Annotated in this window: 20 protein-coding genes and 1 pseudogene; 5 read left to right on the forward strand and 16 right to left on the reverse strand. The window is 45.2% G+C overall.

What is annotated here, in order from left to right:
- Nucleotides 1-66 precede the first annotated feature (66 nt).
- The 10 genes from ACKX14_RS00455 to ACKX14_RS00500 are packed head-to-tail and all read right to left on the reverse strand — an operon-like array spanning nt 67 to nt 8,559.
- Nucleotides 67-1,503 carry a sigma 54-interacting transcriptional regulator gene (locus ACKX14_RS00455; RefSeq protein WP_422443621.1) on the reverse strand — a complete coding sequence of 479 codons (1,437 nt, stop codon included), beginning with the start codon at nt 1,501-1,503 and terminating at the stop codon, nt 67-69.
- 11 nt (nt 1,504-1,514) lie between these two features.
- Nucleotides 1,515-2,093: a hypothetical protein gene (locus tag ACKX14_RS00460; RefSeq protein WP_422443622.1), complete on the reverse strand. Its 579-nt coding sequence runs from the start codon at nt 2,091-2,093 to the stop codon at nt 1,515-1,517.
- Nucleotides 2,090-2,620, reverse strand: coding sequence for a molybdopterin-binding protein (locus ACKX14_RS00465; RefSeq protein ID WP_422443623.1), 531 nt, complete (start codon nt 2,618-2,620; stop codon nt 2,090-2,092). Before ACKX14_RS00465 ends, ACKX14_RS00460 begins: the two co-directional genes overlap by 4 nt.
- Nucleotides 2,583-2,960 (reverse strand): hypothetical protein, encoded by a 378-nt coding sequence (locus ACKX14_RS00470; RefSeq protein WP_422443624.1) that lies wholly within the window; start codon nt 2,958-2,960, stop codon nt 2,583-2,585. The genes ACKX14_RS00465 and ACKX14_RS00470 overlap by 38 nt, the downstream gene beginning before the upstream one ends.
- Nucleotides 2,961-2,998: 38 nt before the next feature.
- Nucleotides 2,999-4,021, reverse strand: a complete 1,023-nt coding sequence (locus ACKX14_RS00475) for a hypothetical protein (RefSeq protein ID WP_422443625.1) — start codon at nt 4,019-4,021, stop codon at nt 2,999-3,001.
- 13 nt (nt 4,022-4,034) lie between these two features.
- Nucleotides 4,035-4,421, reverse strand: a complete 387-nt coding sequence (locus ACKX14_RS00480; protein WP_422443626.1) for a hypothetical protein — start codon at nt 4,419-4,421, stop codon at nt 4,035-4,037.
- A complete protein-coding gene (locus ACKX14_RS00485) occupies nt 4,396-5,670 on the reverse strand; it encodes a nickel pincer cofactor-dependent isomerase, group 22 (protein ID WP_422443627.1) in 1,275 nt (424 codons plus the stop codon). The genes ACKX14_RS00480 and ACKX14_RS00485 overlap by 26 nt, the downstream gene beginning before the upstream one ends.
- Before the next feature lie 14 nt (nt 5,671-5,684).
- A complete protein-coding gene (locus ACKX14_RS00490; RefSeq protein ID WP_422443628.1) occupies nt 5,685-6,971 on the reverse strand; it encodes a TRAP transporter large permease in 1,287 nt (428 codons plus the stop codon).
- Between the two features lie 3 nt (nt 6,972-6,974).
- Nucleotides 6,975-7,460, reverse strand: a complete 486-nt coding sequence (locus tag ACKX14_RS00495) for a TRAP transporter small permease (protein WP_422443629.1) — start codon at nt 7,458-7,460, stop codon at nt 6,975-6,977.
- Nucleotides 7,461-7,515: 55 nt separating this feature from the next.
- The gene (locus ACKX14_RS00500; protein WP_422443630.1) at nt 7,516-8,559 is read right to left on the reverse strand and encodes a TRAP transporter substrate-binding protein; all 1,044 of its coding nucleotides are present in this window, start codon (nt 8,557-8,559) and stop codon (nt 7,516-7,518) included.
- A gap of 327 nt (nt 8,560-8,886) precedes the next feature.
- Between ACKX14_RS00500 and ACKX14_RS00505 the strand changes: the two genes are divergently transcribed.
- The 3 genes from ACKX14_RS00505 to ACKX14_RS00515 all read left to right on the forward strand — a co-directional run bounded on the left by ACKX14_RS00505 (nt 8,887) and on the right by ACKX14_RS00515 (nt 12,420).
- On the forward strand, nt 8,887-10,146 hold the full coding sequence (locus ACKX14_RS00505; RefSeq protein ID WP_422443631.1) for a 2-hydroxyacyl-CoA dehydratase subunit D: 1,260 nt from the start codon (nt 8,887-8,889) through the stop codon (nt 10,144-10,146).
- Nucleotides 10,147-10,150: 4 nt separating this feature from the next.
- Nucleotides 10,151-11,773, forward strand: coding sequence for an acyl-CoA dehydratase activase (locus ACKX14_RS00510; RefSeq protein WP_422443632.1), 1,623 nt, complete (start codon nt 10,151-10,153; stop codon nt 11,771-11,773).
- A gap of 107 nt (nt 11,774-11,880) precedes the next feature.
- On the forward strand, nt 11,881-12,420 hold the full coding sequence (locus ACKX14_RS00515) for a hypothetical protein (RefSeq protein WP_422443633.1): 540 nt from the start codon (nt 11,881-11,883) through the stop codon (nt 12,418-12,420).
- 13 nt (nt 12,421-12,433) lie between these two features.
- Here ACKX14_RS00515 and ACKX14_RS00520 read toward each other — a convergent pair whose 3' ends face one another.
- Nucleotides 12,434-13,087: a thiamine diphosphokinase gene (locus tag ACKX14_RS00520; protein WP_422443634.1), complete on the reverse strand. Its 654-nt coding sequence runs from the start codon at nt 13,085-13,087 to the stop codon at nt 12,434-12,436.
- Nucleotides 13,088-13,209: 122 nt separating this feature from the next.
- On the opposite strand from ACKX14_RS00520, the gene ACKX14_RS00525 reads away from it, so the two are divergent.
- Together ACKX14_RS00525 and ACKX14_RS00530 are read left to right on the forward strand one after the other, a co-directional pair.
- Nucleotides 13,210-14,037, forward strand: coding sequence for an RMD1 family protein (locus tag ACKX14_RS00525; protein ID WP_422443635.1), 828 nt, complete (start codon nt 13,210-13,212; stop codon nt 14,035-14,037).
- Nucleotides 14,038-14,126: 89 nt separating this feature from the next.
- Nucleotides 14,127-15,485 (forward strand): phosphomannomutase/phosphoglucomutase, encoded by a 1,359-nt coding sequence (locus ACKX14_RS00530; protein WP_422443636.1) that lies wholly within the window; start codon nt 14,127-14,129, stop codon nt 15,483-15,485.
- A 93-nt stretch (nt 15,486-15,578) separates the two neighbouring features.
- Here the strand turns inward: ACKX14_RS00530 and ACKX14_RS00535 are convergent.
- The 5 genes and pseudogenes from ACKX14_RS00535 to iolM form a co-directional block, all read right to left on the reverse strand.
- Nucleotides 15,579-15,809, reverse strand: a pseudogene (locus ACKX14_RS00535) (carbohydrate ABC transporter permease); the annotation flags it as partial.
- A 39-nt stretch (nt 15,810-15,848) separates the two neighbouring features.
- Nucleotides 15,849-16,667 (reverse strand): 5-keto-L-gluconate epimerase, encoded by an 819-nt coding sequence (iolO, locus tag ACKX14_RS00540; RefSeq protein ID WP_422443637.1) that lies wholly within the window; start codon nt 16,665-16,667, stop codon nt 15,849-15,851.
- 44 nt (nt 16,668-16,711) lie between these two features.
- Nucleotides 16,712-17,722 (reverse strand): inositol 2-dehydrogenase, encoded by a 1,011-nt coding sequence (gene iolG / locus ACKX14_RS00545; RefSeq protein ID WP_422443638.1) that lies wholly within the window; start codon nt 17,720-17,722, stop codon nt 16,712-16,714.
- Nucleotides 17,723-17,872: 150 nt separating this feature from the next.
- A complete protein-coding gene (iolN, locus tag ACKX14_RS00550; protein WP_422443639.1) occupies nt 17,873-18,994 on the reverse strand; it encodes a 3-dehydro-scyllo-inosose hydrolase in 1,122 nt (373 codons plus the stop codon).
- Between the two features lie 148 nt (nt 18,995-19,142).
- Nucleotides 19,143-20,327 carry a scyllo-inosose 3-dehydrogenase gene (iolM, locus tag ACKX14_RS00555; protein ID WP_422443726.1) on the reverse strand — a complete coding sequence of 395 codons (1,185 nt, stop codon included), beginning with the start codon at nt 20,325-20,327 and terminating at the stop codon, nt 19,143-19,145.
- Nucleotides 20,328-20,503 lie beyond the last annotated feature (176 nt).

Below are 20,503 nucleotides of genomic sequence, written 5' to 3' on the forward strand. Positions count from 1 at the left end.
TAAAAAAACTCAATGCAATGCACACACCGGGAAGCGCCGGAAATAAGATTAAAATTTCAAACAAATCTATTCAATATGCAGCTTTTTTAATTTGTATGCGACCTGATAATATTCGATTTTAAATCCCTTTTCCTTCAAAATGTTGGATATTTTTCTCGGCCCCAGGCCTTTTTTTCGCAAGCACAAAATGATTTTTTGAAGAACTTCTTCGTCATTTTCAACATTCTCTGAAATTATATGGCCCGGTTCCAGTTCCTCGTTTTCACACCTGTCTTCACATTCTAAAAGATCAAACGGTATATTGTCGACGTCGATCAGTGCAGAAACTTCCGATCTGCTGTTTACATCGCTTATGATGGGTACGGCGGCATCGATACTGGCATTGACTATATCTCTGAATTGCCTTATGTTTCTCGGATAATAGGCGTTCAGTAAAATTCCCTTTGCGGCGTTGGAGAAATTCACCTTTAATTTTATTTTGTATCTTTCATATGCTCTCTTTTCGTAATTTTCCTTGAAACATTTTAGCAATTGTTCTTTTTCAGATAACGGCCTCTCTCGTAAAGGCGGCAATTTAATTTCATACTGGGCCAATCTCTGATAAAGTTCCGGAAGCAACACATTTTTCAAATTTTTTGTAGAAGCAGCCACTATGATTACATCAATATCTATTTCTTTTCGCCCGCCTATTCTTCTGATCTTTCCCGTCTCCAGCGCCTTGAGCAACATAGTCTGGTAATGCTCCAGCGCATGGGCTTCGTCCAGAAAAAACATGCCTCCATTGGCAAGCTCCAGTAATCCTCTTTTCTCTACTGCCCCCGTAAAAGCTCCCTTTTCAGAACCAAAAATTTCTATTGCAGCGATATCCGGATTTGTAAATTGAGCGCAATTAACTTCTATAAACGGTGCATCCGGGCTTAAAACCCCTATCTTTTTTGCGAAATAATACATGGCTTTTACGAACATCGTTTTACCTGTGCCCGACTCGCCCACTATTACCGCATGTCTGGGCCCTCCCAGCGAACCTATGGCACGCTGTGCTTTTATTACGGCGTCCCTCAGGCTTCCATTTTTACCTATAATTGGTTCGAAGGCATCGTTTACTTTACTTAAAGCAAGTTCTATTTCCAGTGATTCAAGTTTCTGGCTCAGCTCTTCTATTTCCGTCACATCTCTGAAGGTAGCCACACCGCCTCTAAACTGGTCGTTAATTATTAAAGGTACAGCATTGACTATGTATTTCCTGCCGTCGTCGTGTTCTATCTTCACGTCCAAAAGAGGTTTTTTAGTCTTCAGCACTTCTATAAGAGCAGCTTTCGGATAAAATTTACTTATATGTTCCCCCACCATGCCTTGCACGGTGGAATGGGCGTAGCAGGCCGAGGCTTTGTTTACAAAAAGCAGTGTCCCTTTTTCGTCAACTACGTTTATACCTTCACGTAAATTATCGAGTATTGTATGAAGCATGATTAATTCTTCATCTTTGCTGAATTTGGTCCTCACTGCTTTCACCTCTAAGTTAAAACATAAAATTCTATTTTATTGCCGTTTATGGCGGCAGCGCATCCCTTACCGTTTACATCGCTGCCATCCGAAACAATGATACCATTAGGAATAGAAAGATCAATTATTTTCATTGCCATTTGAAGCAATGTTTTTATGTCGCCCGTGCCGGCCTGGGCAAGATCCAAGATACGTGCCGCCTCTTCCGGATTACCTTCAATTACAACGCCAGGCCCTCCCGGATATGCTGCGAGGCTGAGGTTGTTTCCTATATACTCACTAAAACCGTCAGCCGACGAAATGATTTTTCTGGGGTTCCCTATTATTCCCCCCGCAGGCCCCTTTATCCCCGGAACAGAAATGGTTACGCCAAGAGCCAAGATATGTTCGGGGGCTTTAGGGCAGATATACTGCGCAAGGCTATAATCAAGTTCCAAGCCGTCGTTTACTCTGTCTAGCCGGAAATTTTTGATTGCATTATTCAACTCTTCTTTAGCCTCTGTAATAAAATAAAATGGACAGATACCTGCGACTATCACAGGATATCCATCCAGAGTTTCAGATTTAAATATAAAACTTGCAAGATTCATATATCATGTCCTCCGGCTGAATATTGTTTTCTGACTGCTTTTGAGACCTCTTCAACAAGGATTTCCACGTCCTTAACCTCATTGCCAATACATTCTATCAAAGCCCGGGTCGCTTCAGTCGCTTCTATGTAAGGGCCGGGGACATTGGCTACAATGCATCCCGATTTTTCTCCGCAAGTTAATCTGGACCACAAATGCCCGTTGGAACCGAACAGTTCTCTGTAAGAGGCCCTGGGCAAAGCCTTCATAAGGGCAGTGTGGGTAAAGTCACCGGCTAATGTAGGAATGTATCTGCGGCCCCCTCCGGTGCCTCCAATTAAAATTATTAAATCAGGCTTTTCCTGTAAAACTTTTTCTAATCTCTGTATAATATCGCTTTCCTTATCTATTACCGGTTTTTCCCGCTTTACTTCACATTCCGGAAATTTTTCAAGTATGATGCTCATTATCGCAGGGCTGTTAGTATCCAACACCGTCCCGCTTAATATCTCATCTCCCGTTGGGATTATTACGGCTTTTTCTATCAAGTTCCAACCACCTTTCCCTTGCGCAGCCGTTATATTCGCCTTTGGGAATTTCTTCTACCGAAACTTCAACAGACTTTTCTGCCGAGTCAATTCTCATGACATCACCAGCCGTGATACCGGAAACCGTGGAAACAGCCTTAATTATTCCCTTTTCATCTTTATATATAGCTTCCGGCGCAAGGCCGTATATGTCCATTTCAACGGAATCCGCCGTTACGCCTATTACCCGAACGGGCCTGTTAATTAGATTCTTTACCGCCAGTTCCAGCTCAAAAGGTTTTAATCCTTTTACTTTTATACCGGTTATCTTCACAATTGTCTTATCGACATAAACTATCACACGGCTGCCGCCCAAAAGTCGTTCACCTCAATTTAAATTTAAACATATAATTTCAATTTAGTCACTATCTTTTTAGAGTCAATTAAAACCGGCTCAACCACTCCCGGGATTATTTCGTCTGCTTTTTCTAAAATTTTTTCTTCACTCATCGGCTCACCGACGGTATTGAACCGTTCGATGTCAATTCCAACACTTTTCAGTTCTACTCTGGCTTTTTCAGTGATATTATCAACCGCCACAGGGGAGCCGTACGCCTTTGCTACAGCCAGGACCGCAGGGGAACATCCCAGATGTAAGCCTGGTATCATACCCGCTTTCAGAGCCTGCAAGATATACTTTGCAAGCACTTTTTTCGGAGCGACAATGCACGGAATATTTGCTTTTAGTGTTTTCGCGTACTCTCCCGAACCATGTGCGGAATCCCCCGCCCTAAACTGGCGGGTGGGGAAAACCCTGCCAAACTTTTCCGCCACAGTCATCCCTATGCCGACGGATATGACCTCACCCGTCAGGCCAAAAACAACGGCCTCGTCTTTCATAATCTGCAGCTGGCCGAGTATGGGCAGCAGTATTTCCTCCATGGTAACCGCATTCATCATTTCGGTGGCAGAATTATTGTTTATGGCCCTGCCTGTCATCACCGCATTGTGAACGGGTATCAACTTTTTGGCGGGGTTCGGGCCCCGGAAAAGCTTCCTGCCTTTATAATACTTTTCCCACTGTAAAAGGTGCGGCTCCTCATTTATTAATTCCGGGGTGACCGGCATTTCCTCCATGTAAAGGATCCCGAATTCTTTATGCACAGTTCCAATGTCACCCGCGGCCATAGCTATAATTGCTCCCTCAACCATTACACCGTCACTGGTCGTGGTTACAGCGTTCATGTCAAATACATTAATCCCTACCGGACCGTCTACAACTTTTGCTATGGCGTGAATGGCTTCTTCTATGTTGGTGCCCGCCGCCTCTATATCATTTTTATCCACGAAGACTATGTTGATGGGGGTGCCCTGTTTTGGCCCCGTCCCCTGTTTAATAAATCGAACCACTAACTCTCCCATATTATCCCCCCCTCTAGTGCCTTCCTATTGGAGGCCTTCTGTCTTCTATATCCTTTATGCCGGCCAGTTCCACTTCTTCCGTGGGGTGAATGATATTTATCACCTCTAGAATGGCCCGCCTGGGGTTGCCGTCCTTATCTATGCCCTTTACAATCACCGTATGCATGGTTTCGGGGACTCTCGGCATTACGATAACCTCAACCTTTTCTATGTCTCTGTCTTTCGAAATCTCTTCCACGGCAAATTCAATCCTGCCGGTCCTCAAAGACTGCATTTTTGCCGATTTCAGGTTTTCTATCCCTTTGATTTCCAGGACTTTGCTGGGCGACTGTTTTAACACGGCGGACTGCATCTTCAATTTGAATTCCGGCAAGCTAGTGTGCATCAACTTCAAAATCATCGCCTCCCCATATTAATTTAAGTCTGTTATTTTCGTCAAATTCCAGCTCCAAATCTTCCTCCAAAATTTCAATATCCGACCTATTTTTCACCTGACTGATAGCCGCTCTTGTTAAATAGAGTTCTTCAAGGTGAAGGGTGTTTTTAATTATGCCGAGTTTCACCTCTTCGGGGTGGAGGTTTCCTATGGTCTTTAATGCGGTTTTAATGGCTTCACGGTCGTCTGGCATGATAACAGGAATTTTGCCTCTTTCCAAATATGTGGTGGGAATGATATTGGCATAAGTTACATCAAAGTCTATCCTGTCAAAAAGTCGCCGGGTGGTTATATCAGCAAGGCCTATCCCCAGGGCGTTTCCATAGGAATTTTCATCCAGATCCAGCGCAATTATTTTATTTATCCTGGGAAATTCAGGCTCTTTTTCTCCAAAAACCCTGATACGCCCGATCACCTTGGTATCCATCCCTGTGCCGCTGTACATTTTCCCTATCTTCTGCACTACGAGAACATCCAGCTCTTCTACCGGAAGTTTTGGCACAAGGGTCTTTGCTTCCTTTAAAAGAAGTTTTTCCTCTCTTTCAAAATCTGAGGGAAGTAAGGCTTTCAGTTTATAAGTCTCATCTCTGGAGTTTTCCAGAATGGCCAGGCCGAAAAGAATAGGTGCTTTATTTAACGCCACGCCTGCCGCTTCGGGTATCGTAGCGGCAAGGCCGCCTGCGTGCATCGCCGAACATCCCTTGTGCTTGCCCAGACCCACCGCTATCATTTTTAAAAGACCGCTTTCTATCTCACCGCTAAAGTCCGTATGGGGTTTTACCCTGTTGACCACGACTATTCCGTCGGAATTATACGCTATTTTATCCATGTAGACCTTAACGCCCTTCGATGTCTGGCCTAACTCCACTACCTCCATGCTGGATAGAACAGGCGCGCCCACAGATTTTTCGGTAATCCCCAGCTTTTCAAGAACTCTTACCTGACCCTCTGCCGTGGCACCCCCGTGACTTCCCATCGAAGGTACTATAAAAGGCTCTGCGCCAAATGATTTAAGATATTCGCAGACAGTCCGGATTATTTTTTGTATGTTGGCAATCCCTCTGCTGCCGGCGGTAACAGCTATCCTCATACCGGGCTTTACAATGTCCTGAACTCGAATTGCCGAAAACTGCCTGTGTATTTCTTCCTCTATGTTTTCTATCTTATCAGTATTAAATTTCTGTCTTATCCTGCAAACTCTGGGTATGTTCAAAAAAATCACCTTCCCTACTTACCGCCCATCAACATTCGGGGCAGAAACATTGATATGTCGGGAATATATGTTATCAGCATCAGCGCCGCAACCATGGCCAGAATAAATGGTACCACTGCTTTTGATATGCGCTCTAAAGTCAATTTGCCGATTCCGCATGCCACGAATAAATTCACGCCCAGAGGGGGAGTCACCATACCGATGGCGAGGTTCACCACCATGATGATGCCGAACAATATGGGGTCCACCCCGATTTTGATCATCAGGGGAATAAATATCGGTGCAAGGATTATTATGGCTGCATTTGTTTCCATGAAACAGCCCACGATCAGGAGAAGGATGTTTACAAGCAGAAGTATCACATAGGGATTGCTGGAAAGATTGATAAAACCTTGGGCTATTGCTTCCGGAATGCGCTGGCTTGTCATTATCCAGCCGAACACCTGGGCCGTCGCTATTATGAACATTACCACCGAGGTGCTTACAGCCGTATTTACAAATATTTTCGGCAGGTCCTTTATTTTTAACTCCCTGTAAATGAGGAAGCCCACCAGAAATCCATATACTACCGCTACCGCAGCCGCCTCGGTCGGGGTAAATATGCCGCCGTATATTCCGCCGAGAATGATAATCGGCATCAGAAGCGCCCAGAAGGCATCCTTTATGGCTTTGAGCAAATCTATAAACGAAGAACGTTTTTCACTGCCCCGGTATCCTCTTTTTTTAGATATAAGGTATGACACAATCAGAAGCGACAGGCCCACTACTATACCGGAACCGAAGCCGCCCAGAAAAATTGAACCAATGGAAACCCCTCCGACCACACCGTAAGTTACCATAGGGATGCTCGGAGGAATGATAACGCCTATTGCGCCCGCAGCTGCCATAACCGCAGCCGCAAATCCGATATCATACCCCGCATCTACCATTGCCGGAATGAGTATCGAGCCAATCGCCGCCACTGTGGCCGGCCCCGAGCCCGAAATTGCTGCAAAAAACATGCAGGTAACTATACCGACGAGTGCAAGCCCTCCAGGTAAACCTCCTACGATTTTATTTGCGAGATTTATCAGCCTCCTTGAAATACCGCCCGTTTCCATAAGGGCCCCGGCCATCATAAAAAACGGTATTGCCATCAGGGGAAAAGAATCCGTTGCAGTAAACATTCTCTGGGCGACAACCATCAGGGGTATCTTGCTGTATGTCGACAGCGCCAGAATCGAAGAAAGTCCCAGTACCACTGCTATCGGGAGCCCTATGATTGCAAGAACCGCAAAACTCCCAAAAAGTATCCCGGTCATATCCTATTTAGCCTCCCTTGCTGAAGGTCTGGAAATCCTCACCATTATTTGAAGAAATCTGATTGCCATTAAGAGCATTCCTGTCGGAATCGCCGAATAGGCCCACCACATTGGTATCCGCATGGCCGGCGAAACCTGATCGTTGACTATCTGTTTTTGGATAATGCCCAAACTTTCTTTAAAAACTATGAGGCAAAAAATTATACTTAAGATAATTGCGAGATACTGGACAAATCTTTTCAATTTTTCCGGTAAAATCATGGTGAACGCTTCCACCCCTATATGAGCCCCCCTTTTCACTCCGATGCTGGCGCCCAAAAACGATGCCCAAACCAGCACATACCGGGATAGCTCTTCCGACCAGGGAAGGGAAACCTTCAACACAAACCTGCATATAACCTGCCAGAAAACCACCACGGTCATTATGGAGAGCAGTATGACCACCAGAAACTCTTCTATGTTATTGAAAATTTTACTGACTTTTTCCATCTCTGAAAACCTCCGTACCTCTAATAGAGAAGGCAGGCGCTCACCTGCCTTCCGCTTACTTCTGGGCATCTATGACCTGCTTTATGAGCTCCGGTGTTATGTCGCCCTCAAATTGCTTGTACACCGGCTGAACCGCGTTGACAAAGGCTTCTTTGTCAGGTTTGTTAATTTTCATGCCCTTTTGCTGCAATTCATTCTCGAGTTTTGCGTTCATATCATCCAGCAATTTTCTCTCATAATCCCCGGCTTCCACGGCGGCCTCTTTTATGGCATTTTGCACATCGGGACTTAAGCTCTCGAAAAAGCTCCTGCTTATGAGAAGAGGCGCCGGTGCATAGAAGTGACCGGTTAAAGATAAGTACTTTTGCACTTCATAGAATTTTGATGTCTCAATTATCGGCAGAGGATTTTCCTGGCCGTCTATTGTCCCCTGCTGGAGAGCCGTAAACAGCTCACCAAAGGCCATCGGTGTGGGGTCCGCACCCAGCACTTTAAATGTTGCCATGTGCACGGGGTTTTCCATTGTTCTTATTTTCATTCCTTTAAGATCTTCGGGTTTTTCTATGGGTTTCTTGTTATTGGTAACATGTCTGAACCCGTTTTCAAAATATGTAAGCCCTATAATGCCCTGATCCTTTAAACTGTCGAGCAGCTGTGTTCCTACAGGGCCGTCGACCACCGCTCTGGCAGACGCGGTATCTTTGAAAATGAATGGTAAGTCAAATACAAAAAACTTCTTCGTAAAGCTCGACAGAGGAGCTGTCGAAACAAGCGTCATCTCAAGAGTACCCAGTTGTAAACCTTCAACCATGTCCCTTTCGTTGCCCAGCTGGGAACTGTGGAAGACCTCCACTTTTACCTTCCCATTGGTTTTCTGACTCACCAGTTCCGCAAATTTCTCCAGACCGAGTTGATATGGATGAGTTGGAGCCAGAACATGTCCTACTCTAATGCTTATCTGATCTTGACTTTCACCGCCGCTCTGGCTGTTTTGATCTGTTTGAGTTGATTCAGACTGCTGTTTTCCACCTCCGCATCCAGCCAGCAGCGACAGCGATAAGAGTGAGACTAACAAAATTGCAAGGATTTTTTTTAACATAGTTTTACCTCCCCTTGATTTTTTGACTTTATGCCACTGGATAAATATAGATAAGCAAATTTCATGCCATGTCTTATATTTTTTTGTTTGATCGGGATAAAATGGGACAAATTGGTTTTTAATTTGTTATAAAATGTTATAATATGTTATAAAAAATATTTGTCAGAAATTATTTCTAACAGTTCCATTTTTTTGCAGATAACTTGGCCTGTTTTTCTTAAAACGGTTTATAATAATACAAAAATTAATTTAAATTTAATGGCCACTAAATCCAATAATATATTGACAAAAAATGGCGTTAATATAATATTTTCTTGAGGTGTCATTATGGATTTGATAAAAACTTACAGCAATATAATCAAGAAAAACCTGGATAAACCCGACCGGACTTCAAAGCTTATCAAATTCGGGCTTGACGCGGCTTACAGGTATGTGACCCTCTTCCCCGACAGAAAATTGCCCAAGTCGTTGCAATACCTGAATAAACTTTGCTTGAAAAACATAAGGGAACCGCTGATCTGGCCGCAAAATTCAGCATGGGTCAATATTTTTGCCCCCACCGAATTCCTGCACGCCATGGATGTACAGCCCCTCTTCATCGAAGCCTATTCTTCCTTCATGTCGGGATTTCTGATAGAAGACGCCCTTATAGACAAAGCCGAATCGGCCGGAATATCAAACACTCTTTGCAGTTTTCACAAGGCGTTTCTGGGTTCCGGAGAGCTTAATATTTTGAAAAAGCCGAAGATGGCCATAACCACTTCTATGATCTGCGATGCAAACATAAACACTTTCAGGTACCTGTCGGAGAAATACGATATCCCTCTTTACATAATCGATATCCCCTGTGAATATAACCGGGACTCCCTGGAGTATGTGAAAAAACAGCTTAAAGAAATGGCCGTTTTAGTCGAAGAAGTTTTTGACAGAAAACTGGATATAGACAAATTAAGAGAAATAGTGATCCGGGAAAATCAGACGAAAGCATTGATAAACGAGTATATTGAAAATTTGAGACAAAGGTGTCTGAATTCAACCATGACCTTTGAGCTTTACATGCTGTTCACTTCTCATGTTTTTTTGGGCAGGGAAGACACCCTCAAATTTTATAAAATGCTGACGGCTGACATTAAGAGGGCGCCTGTGAGAAACGGTGGCGGTATATTTTTTATTCACCTGCCGCCGCTGTTTGAAGAGAGTTTTAAAGAATGCTTCAATTTCGGTAAAGAGTTTCACATCCTCGGATGCGACTTAAACTATGATTTTCTGGATGAAGTGGAATACGGTGACCCTTTTGAAGGCATTGCAAAAAAGATGATTTTAAATGTGTACAACGGCAGCATTGAAAGAAAAATTGAAGCCCTTTCAAATATAATTGACAGGATAGAACCCGACGGCATAATTCAGTTCTGCCACTGGGGCTGCAAGCAGTCCATCGGAGGGGCGGGGTTGTTGAAGGATTATTTCAAAAGAAGAAATATTCCTTTCCTGGCGGTTGACGGTGATGTAATAGACAAGAGAAACAATCAGCATGGCCAGTTAAAGACAAGGCTTGAAGCATTTCTTGAGATTATTAAGAGAAGGTGACAGAATGACAGGATATGTATGCAAATATACTCCCGTTGAAATAATCAGAGCTTTCGGTGAGGAAGTGTGCAGGATAGAGCCAGAGGTAAAGTCCGTCGAAAGAGCCATGAGTCTAACCCATCCCAATATGTGCAGCTTTATGAAGGCGACTTTAGAGGAGGTAATTGAAAAAAATATAAACGAAATCATCCTGGTAAATTGCTGTGACAGCATAAGAAGACTATACGACATATTAAAAGGGAGGGTAAAATTCATACATATAATCGACCTGCCCAGAAAGATGACAGAAAGCGCCTACAGCCTTTTTCACAGGGAACTGCTTCATTTCATAGGGGCTTATGAAGCCTACACGGGCAAAAAGTTTGATCTTGATAAGTTTAAAGAGATTTTGGCGGAGTACAAAATGCAAAATGCTCACACGAGCGAATGCGTTGCGGTTTTGGGAGCCAGATTAAACCATGAGGTTATAGAAAACATAAAAAAAAGGTGCAATCTGGATGTGGTGAATTTAACGTGTACCGGCACAAACAGGCTTTCAAAAGTTGACCAGGAGGACGACCTGATTTTCAGCTATGCAAAAGCGCTTTTGAATTCCAGTCCATGCATGAGGATGGCGGAGGATAGATTGAACTTTTTAGATGATTTTAATTTAAAGGGAATAATATACAACACAATTAAATTCTGCGATTTTTATTCCTTTGAGTACGCATCCCTAAAAAACTCTTCGAATATTCCCATATTGAAAATAGAAACCGACTATTCGGATTCAAACAGCGGGCAGGTCCTGACCAGAGTAGACGCCTTTTTAGAATCCATCGGCGCCAAAAAGTCCACCGCCCATCCTGTAAAAAGCGGCTATTTTGCCGGCATTGACAGCGGGTCCACTTCCACCAATGTGGTAATAATAGATGAAAATAAAAATATAATCTCCTATTCAATCGTGCCTACCGGTGCAAGGGCGCTGGAGAGCGCCCGGGAAGCTTACCGTATAGCACTAAAAAAGGCCAATTTAAAAGAAGAAGATATTGCTTATGCGGTTTCTACCGGCTACGGCAGGATAAGTATTCCCTTTTCGGATAAATCCGTTACCGAGATAACCTGCCACGGCAGGGGCGCTTTCTATTTAGATAGGGGTGTGAGAACCGTAATCGACATCGGCGGGCAGGACAGCAAGGTGATCAGGCTGGACGATACCGGGAACGTGACGGACTTTGTCATGAATGACAAGTGCTCTGCGGGGACCGGGAGATTTCTGGAGGTTATGGCCAGGGCCCTGGAGGTTTCCATTGAGGATATGGCAAGGGAAATCACAGATTTTAAAGAGGATATAGTGATAAGCAGCATGTGCACCGTTTTTGCGGAATCGGAGGTAATTTCCCTGATAGCCCGGAACAAAGATAAAAACGATATCATAAGGGGCCTGCACAGGTCGGCGGCGTCAAGGGCGGTTTCACTTTTAGACAGAATAGGAAGGTGCGGAAAATACATGATGACAGGCGGAGTCGCCAAAAACCGCGGTGTGGTTTCGGAAATCCAGCACCGTATAGGGGAGCAAATCATAATACCCTTTGAGCCGCAAATAGTGGGCGCTCTTGGCGCGGCGCTGATAGCCGCCGGGGAAAAATAGCCGCAGGGCCTGCAGGAAAAACGTATTTTTTTAATCCATAATTTAATACCAACCAGATGCTGCCGTAAATAATATAATTATATAACACCATCAGAGGGGGGCCATATATGTCGCCGCGAATCGCCATTGCCGTGTCGGCCCAGGGTTACGGCAACGAGGCGGCCTTTGACTACAGGGCCGAAAGGACCGGGCATATTGTTATCAAGCCCCGTGACGGGCGGGAATTTTTAAATCTGCTCTCAGAGCTTTCGCGCAGCCGCGGCCTTATACACATTGTCAAGATATTCAGTCACTCCTACCCCCGGGGCATCATAATGACCAACTGGAGCGGGTTTTACGACGAACCGGGACCTCATGACACAAACCGCGCGGCCTATGTCGGTAATCTGGCAGCAAGAATACAGAAGGGAGAAATTATATTTTCCGTCGACTCTCAAATACTGATGTTCGGCTGCAATCTGGCGGGGAATTTTTCTAAAAAGCTTTCCGCCGCTACGGGAGGGACAGTCATAGCTTCGGCCGGCGGCACCTACCCGGAAATCCGCGGGGGGCTGGAAACCGGAGTGTTCATTTCCACCTCGCGGTGGGAGGCATATAAAAACGGGAGCTTCGCTTACAGCGCGGGCAAAAGGTTGCGGGCGTGGTAGTACACCAGTAGGATTACATGTTTTGCTTCTGATTCATATTCAGCTTAACCCCTAAAAGAAGACCGCGCCTCACTTTTACAGTCGCTTTTTCCCCCAAAAATACGTTGCTGATCCCTCTGGAGGACCCCAGGGGGAGGGTCTCTTTTTTCAGGGGATAGTAAAGCCCCACGGTCTCTATCTCCTCCGCTTCGGCACCCAGAGGAATTAAAGACAGCAAATCCCCCTTCTGCCCTGAAATTTCTTTTTCGCCCTGGATCAGAAACATCTCCCAGTTTTCCCCAGCCATCTTTACCTCCAGGCCTCTTTTTTTAAAATTCACCAACAGCAACATGTTGGCCAGGCTGTGGTCGGGCCTGTCCCCCACCCCCGCAAGTATTACTGCTTCCGAAGCCCCCTTTTGCAGTGCAATCTCCAGTGCCAGTTCCGTATCGGTGAAATCCTTTTCCGGAGGGAATTTTATCCTCTCAATTTTCATGGCCTCTATTGTCCTTAGGTCGTCGCGTGATATGGAATCCATGTCTCCCACAACAGCGCCGGGTTTTAATCCCATTTGAAAGGCATGGTAGACGCCGCCGTCGGCGCATATAATTATATCTGCCCCGGCCAAATGCCTTTTTACGGCGTCGTAATTCTTTATATCACCACCTGCAAAGATCACTGCTTTCATAAGACATCCCTTCATTCGCGTGATTATTACCATTATATCATTATACCACTTCAAACCACCGTCGCATATACGCTCGACTTGTGAACGGTGCGCTGTTTATGGTATAATTTACTATCGGAGGCATGATTATTTTGAATTCAATCAAATTTAAGTCCGTATCACTCTGCAACGAAATAAATTTAAATCATGTGGCCAGGCACTTCGGTTTTGAGAAAAAGTTCCAGTGGGATGAACCTTTGATTTTATCACCTCAGCAATTAAGCGGCATCATTAAGATACCCGAAGGAAAATATGCCTATATTTTTTCTTTCGGTACCATAGTATTTTTGAATTTTGAGCATCACGAAATGGCCGATCTTGTGGATTATCTAAAAAAGAACGAAAAGGAGCTTGTGAATGCCACTTTCGATTTTTTCGACGACTACAGCCTTGAGATAAGACCGCAAGAAGAGTTTTCCGTAAACTATAACAGCATGGTGGCTCCTGAGTTAAAAGAATTTTACGTGGAAATTATCTCTGTGATCCTGGCGAAGTCCGCCGCCCTCGACCGGATAGAGTTCGGTATAAACGAACTTTTGGACGAAATCGAAGACATAATATACTTTTTGCAAAAGGGGCATTTGAACATTTCCGATGAAAAACTTGCAAAGGTGTCGGGAAAAATACTTGGGTTCAAATACAATACCATTTCTTACGTGATGTTGCTCGACAGACCCAATATAACCTGGATCAGCGAAGAAAATCAAAACCTCTACACCGAACTGGAAGATTTGTTCGAACTGGAAGACAGGTATGAGAAAATCCGCCATAAAACCGAAACCCTCCTGGACATCACAGAAGTCTTTACAGGTCTTGCACATGCAAAAAGAGGGACTCGTCTTGAATGGATGGTAATCATACTTATATTTACGGAAATACTCTTATCCATTTTTATGTACATCTGGAAGTGACATCCTCCACACAGAAGTTTTTAGATTTCGTCGATAATGAATACAAAAAACGCAAATAATAAACTCAAGTAATTACCGGAGGTGTTATCATGGGAACCATAAATCCCCATATATTTCGCCAGTACGACATAAGGGGGGTTGTGGGCGAGGACCTGAACGAAGAGGTGGCAAATACTCTGGGCAGAGCCTTTGGTACCTTTGCGCTTGATAAAGGTGAAAAAAAAGTTGTGGTGGGCAGCGACAACCGTGCATCCTCCCCAGCCCTCAAACAGGCCCTGATAGAAGGCCTCCTGACCACCGGATGTGATGTGGTGGACCTGGGGACGGTCGTAACGCCCGTATTCTATTACTCACGCATACGGTATAATATCAATCCCGGAATCATGGTGACCGCCAGCCACAACCCGCCGCAATTCAACGGGTTTAAAGTGGGGTTCGGTCCCGGGACTCTGTACGGCGACGATATCCAGAACCTCAGGGTCATGATGGAAAAAGGCGTTTTCGCTTCGGGAAAGGGAAAACTCTCATATCAGGACCCGACGGAAGATTACATATCCATGATATGCGACAGAATCCACCTCTCCAAAAGACTCCGGGTGGGAGTGGACTGCGGCAACGGCACTGCTTCTTTGTTTGCGGAAAAACTTTTTACACGGCTGGGAGTGGATGTTTATCCCATTTACTGCACTTCCGACCCGAATTTTCCCAACCATTTTCCCGACCCCGTAAAACCTGAAAACCTCAGTGACCTGAAAGACCTTGTATTAAAGGAAAACCTGGACGTGGGAATCGGCTTCGACGGTGACGGAGACCGCATAGGCGTGGTCGATGACAGAGGAAACGTCATCTTCGGGGATATGCTTATGATTCTCTTCTGGCGGGAAATACTGCCGAAACACCCCGGCGCTACAGCCATAGTGGAAGTAAAATGCTCCCAGGCCCTGGTGGAGGAAATACGAAAACTGGGCGGGAATCCCATGTTCTACAAAACCGGCCATTCGCTGATTAAGGCCAAGATGAGAGAAATTGGAGCGGTATTTACCGGTGAAATGTCCGGGCACATGTTCTTTGCGGATGAATACTACGGTTTTGACGACGCCCTTTATGCGGCTTCAAGGCTTCTCAGAATCCTTTCTCGCTCCAGTAAAAAATTATCGGAGCTTTTGGCCGATGTACCGCATTACTATTCGACTCCCGAACTCCGGGTGCCCTGCCCCGACGAAGAGAAATTCCAAAAGGTGGAAGCCGTAAAAAAATATTTCCGGGGAAATTATCCCATGATAGAAGTGGACGGAGCCCGGGTGATATTCGCCGATGGATGGGGCCTTGTCCGGAGCTCCAATACGGGCCCGGAGCTTATTGTGAGGTGTGAAGCAAAAACCAGAGAAGGGCTTGAAAAAATAAAGGATGAAATGAAAAAAGCCTTGAGTCCATTGAAACTATTCTAAAATAATTGACTTCGGTCACCCTTCTCTCATTTTTAACTATATTTACAGCATATTAAAAATTAGGATGCAAGCTGTGAGCTTGTCATCCTAATTTTATCCTTTCACGGACCCCGCAGTGAGCCCGGCTATTACTCTGTTCCGAAATATCAAAACCATCACTACAGGGGGCAATGTTACCATCACAGACGCAGCGGCTACAGTATCCCAGGGAACAAAGTGCAGGCCCGGAAACATTGCAATACCTACGGGAACGGTTCTCGCCGCTTCATTATACGTAAATGTAAGTGCCAGGACAAATTCATTCCATGCGTTTATAAATATTAAATTTCCAATGTAATCAGTGACGTCGTATCCTGGGTTCATTCATTTTATATCGCTCATCAAAGCTCTTATATATTCCAGCGCACCGATCGCCGCCTGGTCTTGGTCGGGAAGCGGCAAACATTCAAAGGCTATGGCGCCATCGTATCCTATCCCCTTTAAGGCTTTTAATACGTTAATAAAATTTACATGCCCTTTACCGGGATACCACCGGTTGCTGTCGGCAAAATGCACATGGCCCAAAAATCCTCCGGCCAATTCAATGCTTTCCTCTATAGCGGGCTCCTCGATGTTCATATGAAAGGTGTCAACGTGAAGTCTGACGAATTTTGAATTTAATTTATTTATCAGCTCCAGCCCTTCCTGCACGTTATTTATAAAATTCGTCTCATAACGGTTGATTGCCTCTACGACCAGGTATACGTTGTTTTTTTCGGCGTGTTCTAAAACTCTTTTAAAGCACTCCAGGGCATAACCTTCATATTTTCTATATTCTTTTATATCCGGAATTTTTCCCCTCATAGAGCCGATAATGACCTTTGCATTAAATTCTCTGGCTATATAGATATGATCGATAATCCTCTCTACCGCTTTTTCCCTGACATCGCTATTTGTGTCGGTAAAGCTCAATCCGTCCAGTACGTACCCCATACCGGTCCCCAATGTGGACACATTGATGCCGTTTTCTTCACATGTCTTTAATATGTCTTCCACATCAAGGTTTTTTGGGTCTTTTACGTGTATTTCCACCGAGTCGTAGCCGATTCCGGCGGCTTTTTTTATGTTTTCCCGGTAACCGCCTCTCAAAACTATCGGGGCATTTTCCCCCGCTTCCTTTGCTATGGATATACTCAATTTCATCAATTTTACCTCCGTGAATTACGGGTTTTTATTCAAAATATGGTTTACCGCTCTATTTTTACCGGCTTGCCCTCTGCAAGGGACCTCCCGGCCGCAAGCCCTATAAGCACGGGCTCCAGCCCGTCTTTTCCTGTGACAGGAGGCTTTTTATCATTTTCTATGCAGTCGATAAATGCCCTCATTTCCTCAACATAGGCGTCTTTATATCTTTCCAGGAAGAAATATTTCGGCTTTTCTCCAATAACTCCGTCGAATGTGCTCAAAACGGCGGAACTGGGAGTGTCATTTGCCACGGTTATGCAGCCCTTCGACCCAAACACTTCCACCCTCTGGTCATATCCGTAGACGGCTTTCCTGCTGTTGTCAATTACGCCGAGGGCACCGTTTTCAAATTTTAAAGTTACTATTGCCGTATCCACGTCGCCCGCCTCGCCTATGGCCGGATCAATCAGGACGGCGGCGGTTGTAAACACCTCGGTAACCTCGCTTCCCGTCAGAAATCTTGCCATGTCAAAATCGTGTATCGTCATATCCAAAAATAAACCGCCCGAAACCCTGACGTACTCGATGGGTGGTGGCTCGGGATCCCTTGACGTTATCTTGATGATGTGCAAATCTCCTATCCTGCCCTCTCTGACCATTTCATGGACTTTCCTAAAATTATGGTCGAATCTCCTGTTAAATCCAATTTGAAATTTGACGTTAGCTTTTTCGACCGCTTCCAGAGCCTTTTCGATTCTTGCCAGGTCGAAATCAATGGGTTTTTCACAAAAGATGTGCTTACCCGCTTCGGCGGATTCTATAATCATTTGGGCATGAGTATCCGTTGACGAGCAAATTAAAACGGCGTCTATTTCGGGATCTTCGAGTATGCTCCTGTGGTTTTTATATACATTCATTATGCCTAGACTGGCAGCCCAATCTTTTATCCTGTCCGCATAAATATCGGCAATAGACTTGATTTCCACATGTCTGAAATTTGAAACGATGTTTTCAGAATGCAGTTTCCCGATTCTACCGGCGCCGATTATACCCAGTCTGATTTTTTTACTCATGAAAAACCCCCCTTTTCAACAACTACTTAAAATTTCACTTTTTACTGCCCGATTTAATGTTTTTTTCAGATATAAAGTTCCAATAGCCCTTAAAATTGCCTTCGCCGGCGGTTTTTCAAATACCGGCGAAGGCCTTGTTTCAGTTTTTAATTACAGCTTATGAAACACCCCTATCATTGGCAGTTCATATACCGACTTCCAGCCTTCACTAAGCGGCTCTTTCAGGAAAGGTTTCATTTCTTCTTCCGACCGCAAGGTCACCTTTTCCACAGGCGGCACGGTGCCCGGCGGGAAGGCTTCAAGAATTTGATCATGGAGCAGAGTCAGATATTTCAGTATTGCCGCAATCGGGCGCTTTGCCTTTTTTACAGAAGCTATACTCGGTTTTCCAACAACACCCTGCGGCGTTGCCGCACGTTCTATTGCCGCATGGCCTTCGCCTTCGGACCACCTGTGGGGGCGACCGAAAGGATCAACCGATGTATCAAAATGCCCTTCCGGCAGGAAGCTTTCTCCTTCTGCATCCTGGACCACGTTCATATCTATCATGCCGGGGAACAGCAGGAGCGCCACGGATGTCTCGCTCTCATCGGCGTGCACGAAATGGGTTTCAAAGCTGTCTTCCCTGTCGGTGGGATAGAAGAACTCTCTTACGGCTCTGTGCCAGTCGAGCACCTGGAATATGCCGGGCAGCTGGAATCTCTTCATGAATTCCTGTATGGCCGATTCAAGCATCCAGAGGTGCCCGTGATTGTTGACGAGGATTATCTTCCTGAAGCCGTCGTTCCACAGCCCCAGCATTGTGTATATGACGGTCTCTTCCACCACTTCTTTTGGCATAACAATGGTGCCGGGCATGCCTAGATGGTGGTACGGGTGTCCTCCGTAATTTAAAGGAGGAAATGCCAGGCTTACTTCTCTTCCCTGTTTGGCGGTATAGCGGCGGACACCTTCTAGTATCTGGGTAACCATAAATGTATCGAGCCCGCTGTTGGCATGAAGGCCGTGGTTTTCCGTGCACCCGATAGGAACAAATACTATATCGTTTTTCCTGCGTTTTTCGATTACTTTAACCCTCGGCGTGTTCTGGATATACGTCCCCGGTTTCCCGAGCTCCGATTCGGAAGGAATTTCGTATTCTTTTAATATAGCATCAATCTCTTCTTCCGATGCATCCCAGATCTGTTTTTTTAATCGACCTACCGTATTGTCTTCGAAAATTATGGCGGGATTTCCGGTTAAAAGCCATTTTTTGTCCTTCGGTTTCTCCATCGTCTATCTCCTCCAGACATTTTGCTAATTTATTTTTAAATTTATTTTTAAAATAGATACTCTGAGCATTACATTACTTGGCGATACTTGGGGCTTGGAGCAGTCATAGCTCCGCAATCATATAAGTTTTGCATAGTAACAAGTGGTTTTAATCCATTATACAGGTTATCTTGCACTCTTTCCTGTCGGTCCTGAGCCTTACTATGTTTTCCGGCACCTCTTCCAATTTTATTTTCTTTGTGATCAGAGGTGTCATATCCATGCCGGTAGCCATGCATTCAATTACCCTCGGGAATGTGCCATGCCCGGAATGCCCCTGAGCCCCTATGATTCTGGCACGCCTTACCTGCAGTACTTCTCCTGTCACCGGCATCTTGGCATCGGCCCTTGCCACCACAACAACCGTAGCATTCAGGGTCCTGCCTTCCCAAATAGCTTTTTCTATCCCAGGATATACTACGGTAGGAAGACCTGCGGCTTCAAGGTAAAGGCTGGCGCCGTATCCATCGGTTAATCTCAGAACTTCTTCAGCAAAATCCACTTTTGTGGGGTCTATAACGTAATCCGCCCCCATCTTCTTTCCAAGTTCCGCTCTGGTCTGCGAGGGCTCGGAAAGTATTACTCTTGCCGCTCCGTGCCTCTTTAAAATGGCACATGCCGCAAGACCAATGGGACCGCCTCCGCACACAACGACATTGTCGCCGGGCCTGATGCCCCCGCCTCTTTCTATGACCGCATTGTATGCCACTGAAGTGGGTTCAACCAGGCTTCCGGCGAGGAATATATCATCGCCTCTGTATCTTTTCTTTAAAGGCTCCAGGCTCCAGAGATATTTCGCGGGTAATACAATATATTTTGCAAATGCTCCATTTACATTAAACCCTATTTCATTCAACCTTTCGCAGTGATTGGGCCATCCGTCGGCACAGGGCTGGCATTCGCCGCACCAGAGCATTTCTTCGGCGCACACCATTTCGCCGCCCCTGTACGGCTTGTTGGTTCTTTTGTCGATAGCACCGGGACCCGCCTCCACCACCACTCCGGCGAGTTCGTGCCCCAGGATGCAGGGGAAACCCGTAAGGCCCGGATATAAAATGTATCCTTCCTCGTCGGGCTGGGCCATGTGTACATCGCTGCCGCAAATGCCGCATGCTTTAACTTCGATGAGCACTTCTCCTTTGCCGGGTTTCGGGATGTCGTATTCTCTGATCTCCAGCCTCGGATTTCTCCAAACTTTGCTGCCGAGGTAAGTTTGCTTCCCCTCAATGTCCTTTGCCCCGAGCTTAAAATCCGGTCTTGGATCCCAGTCGGCCACAAGTGTAACCGCTTTCATTTTTGACATAATAAAATCCCTCCATATAGAGTTATTTAAGAGTTATTTGATTTTATTTGGCCAGCTGCCTTCAGACCTCATTGAAAAAGGCCTTAAGGCAAAATGTTCTCTTAATTTTTATAATTAAACTTCTTCATTTATATTTATTTCTATATTTATTTCTATTTGTATATATG

It is taken from the genome of Thermorhabdus hydrogeniformans, assembly GCF_049310025.1.
Lineage (GTDB): Bacteria > Bacillota > Thermosediminibacteria > Thermosediminibacterales > Tepidanaerobacteraceae > JBJYKD01.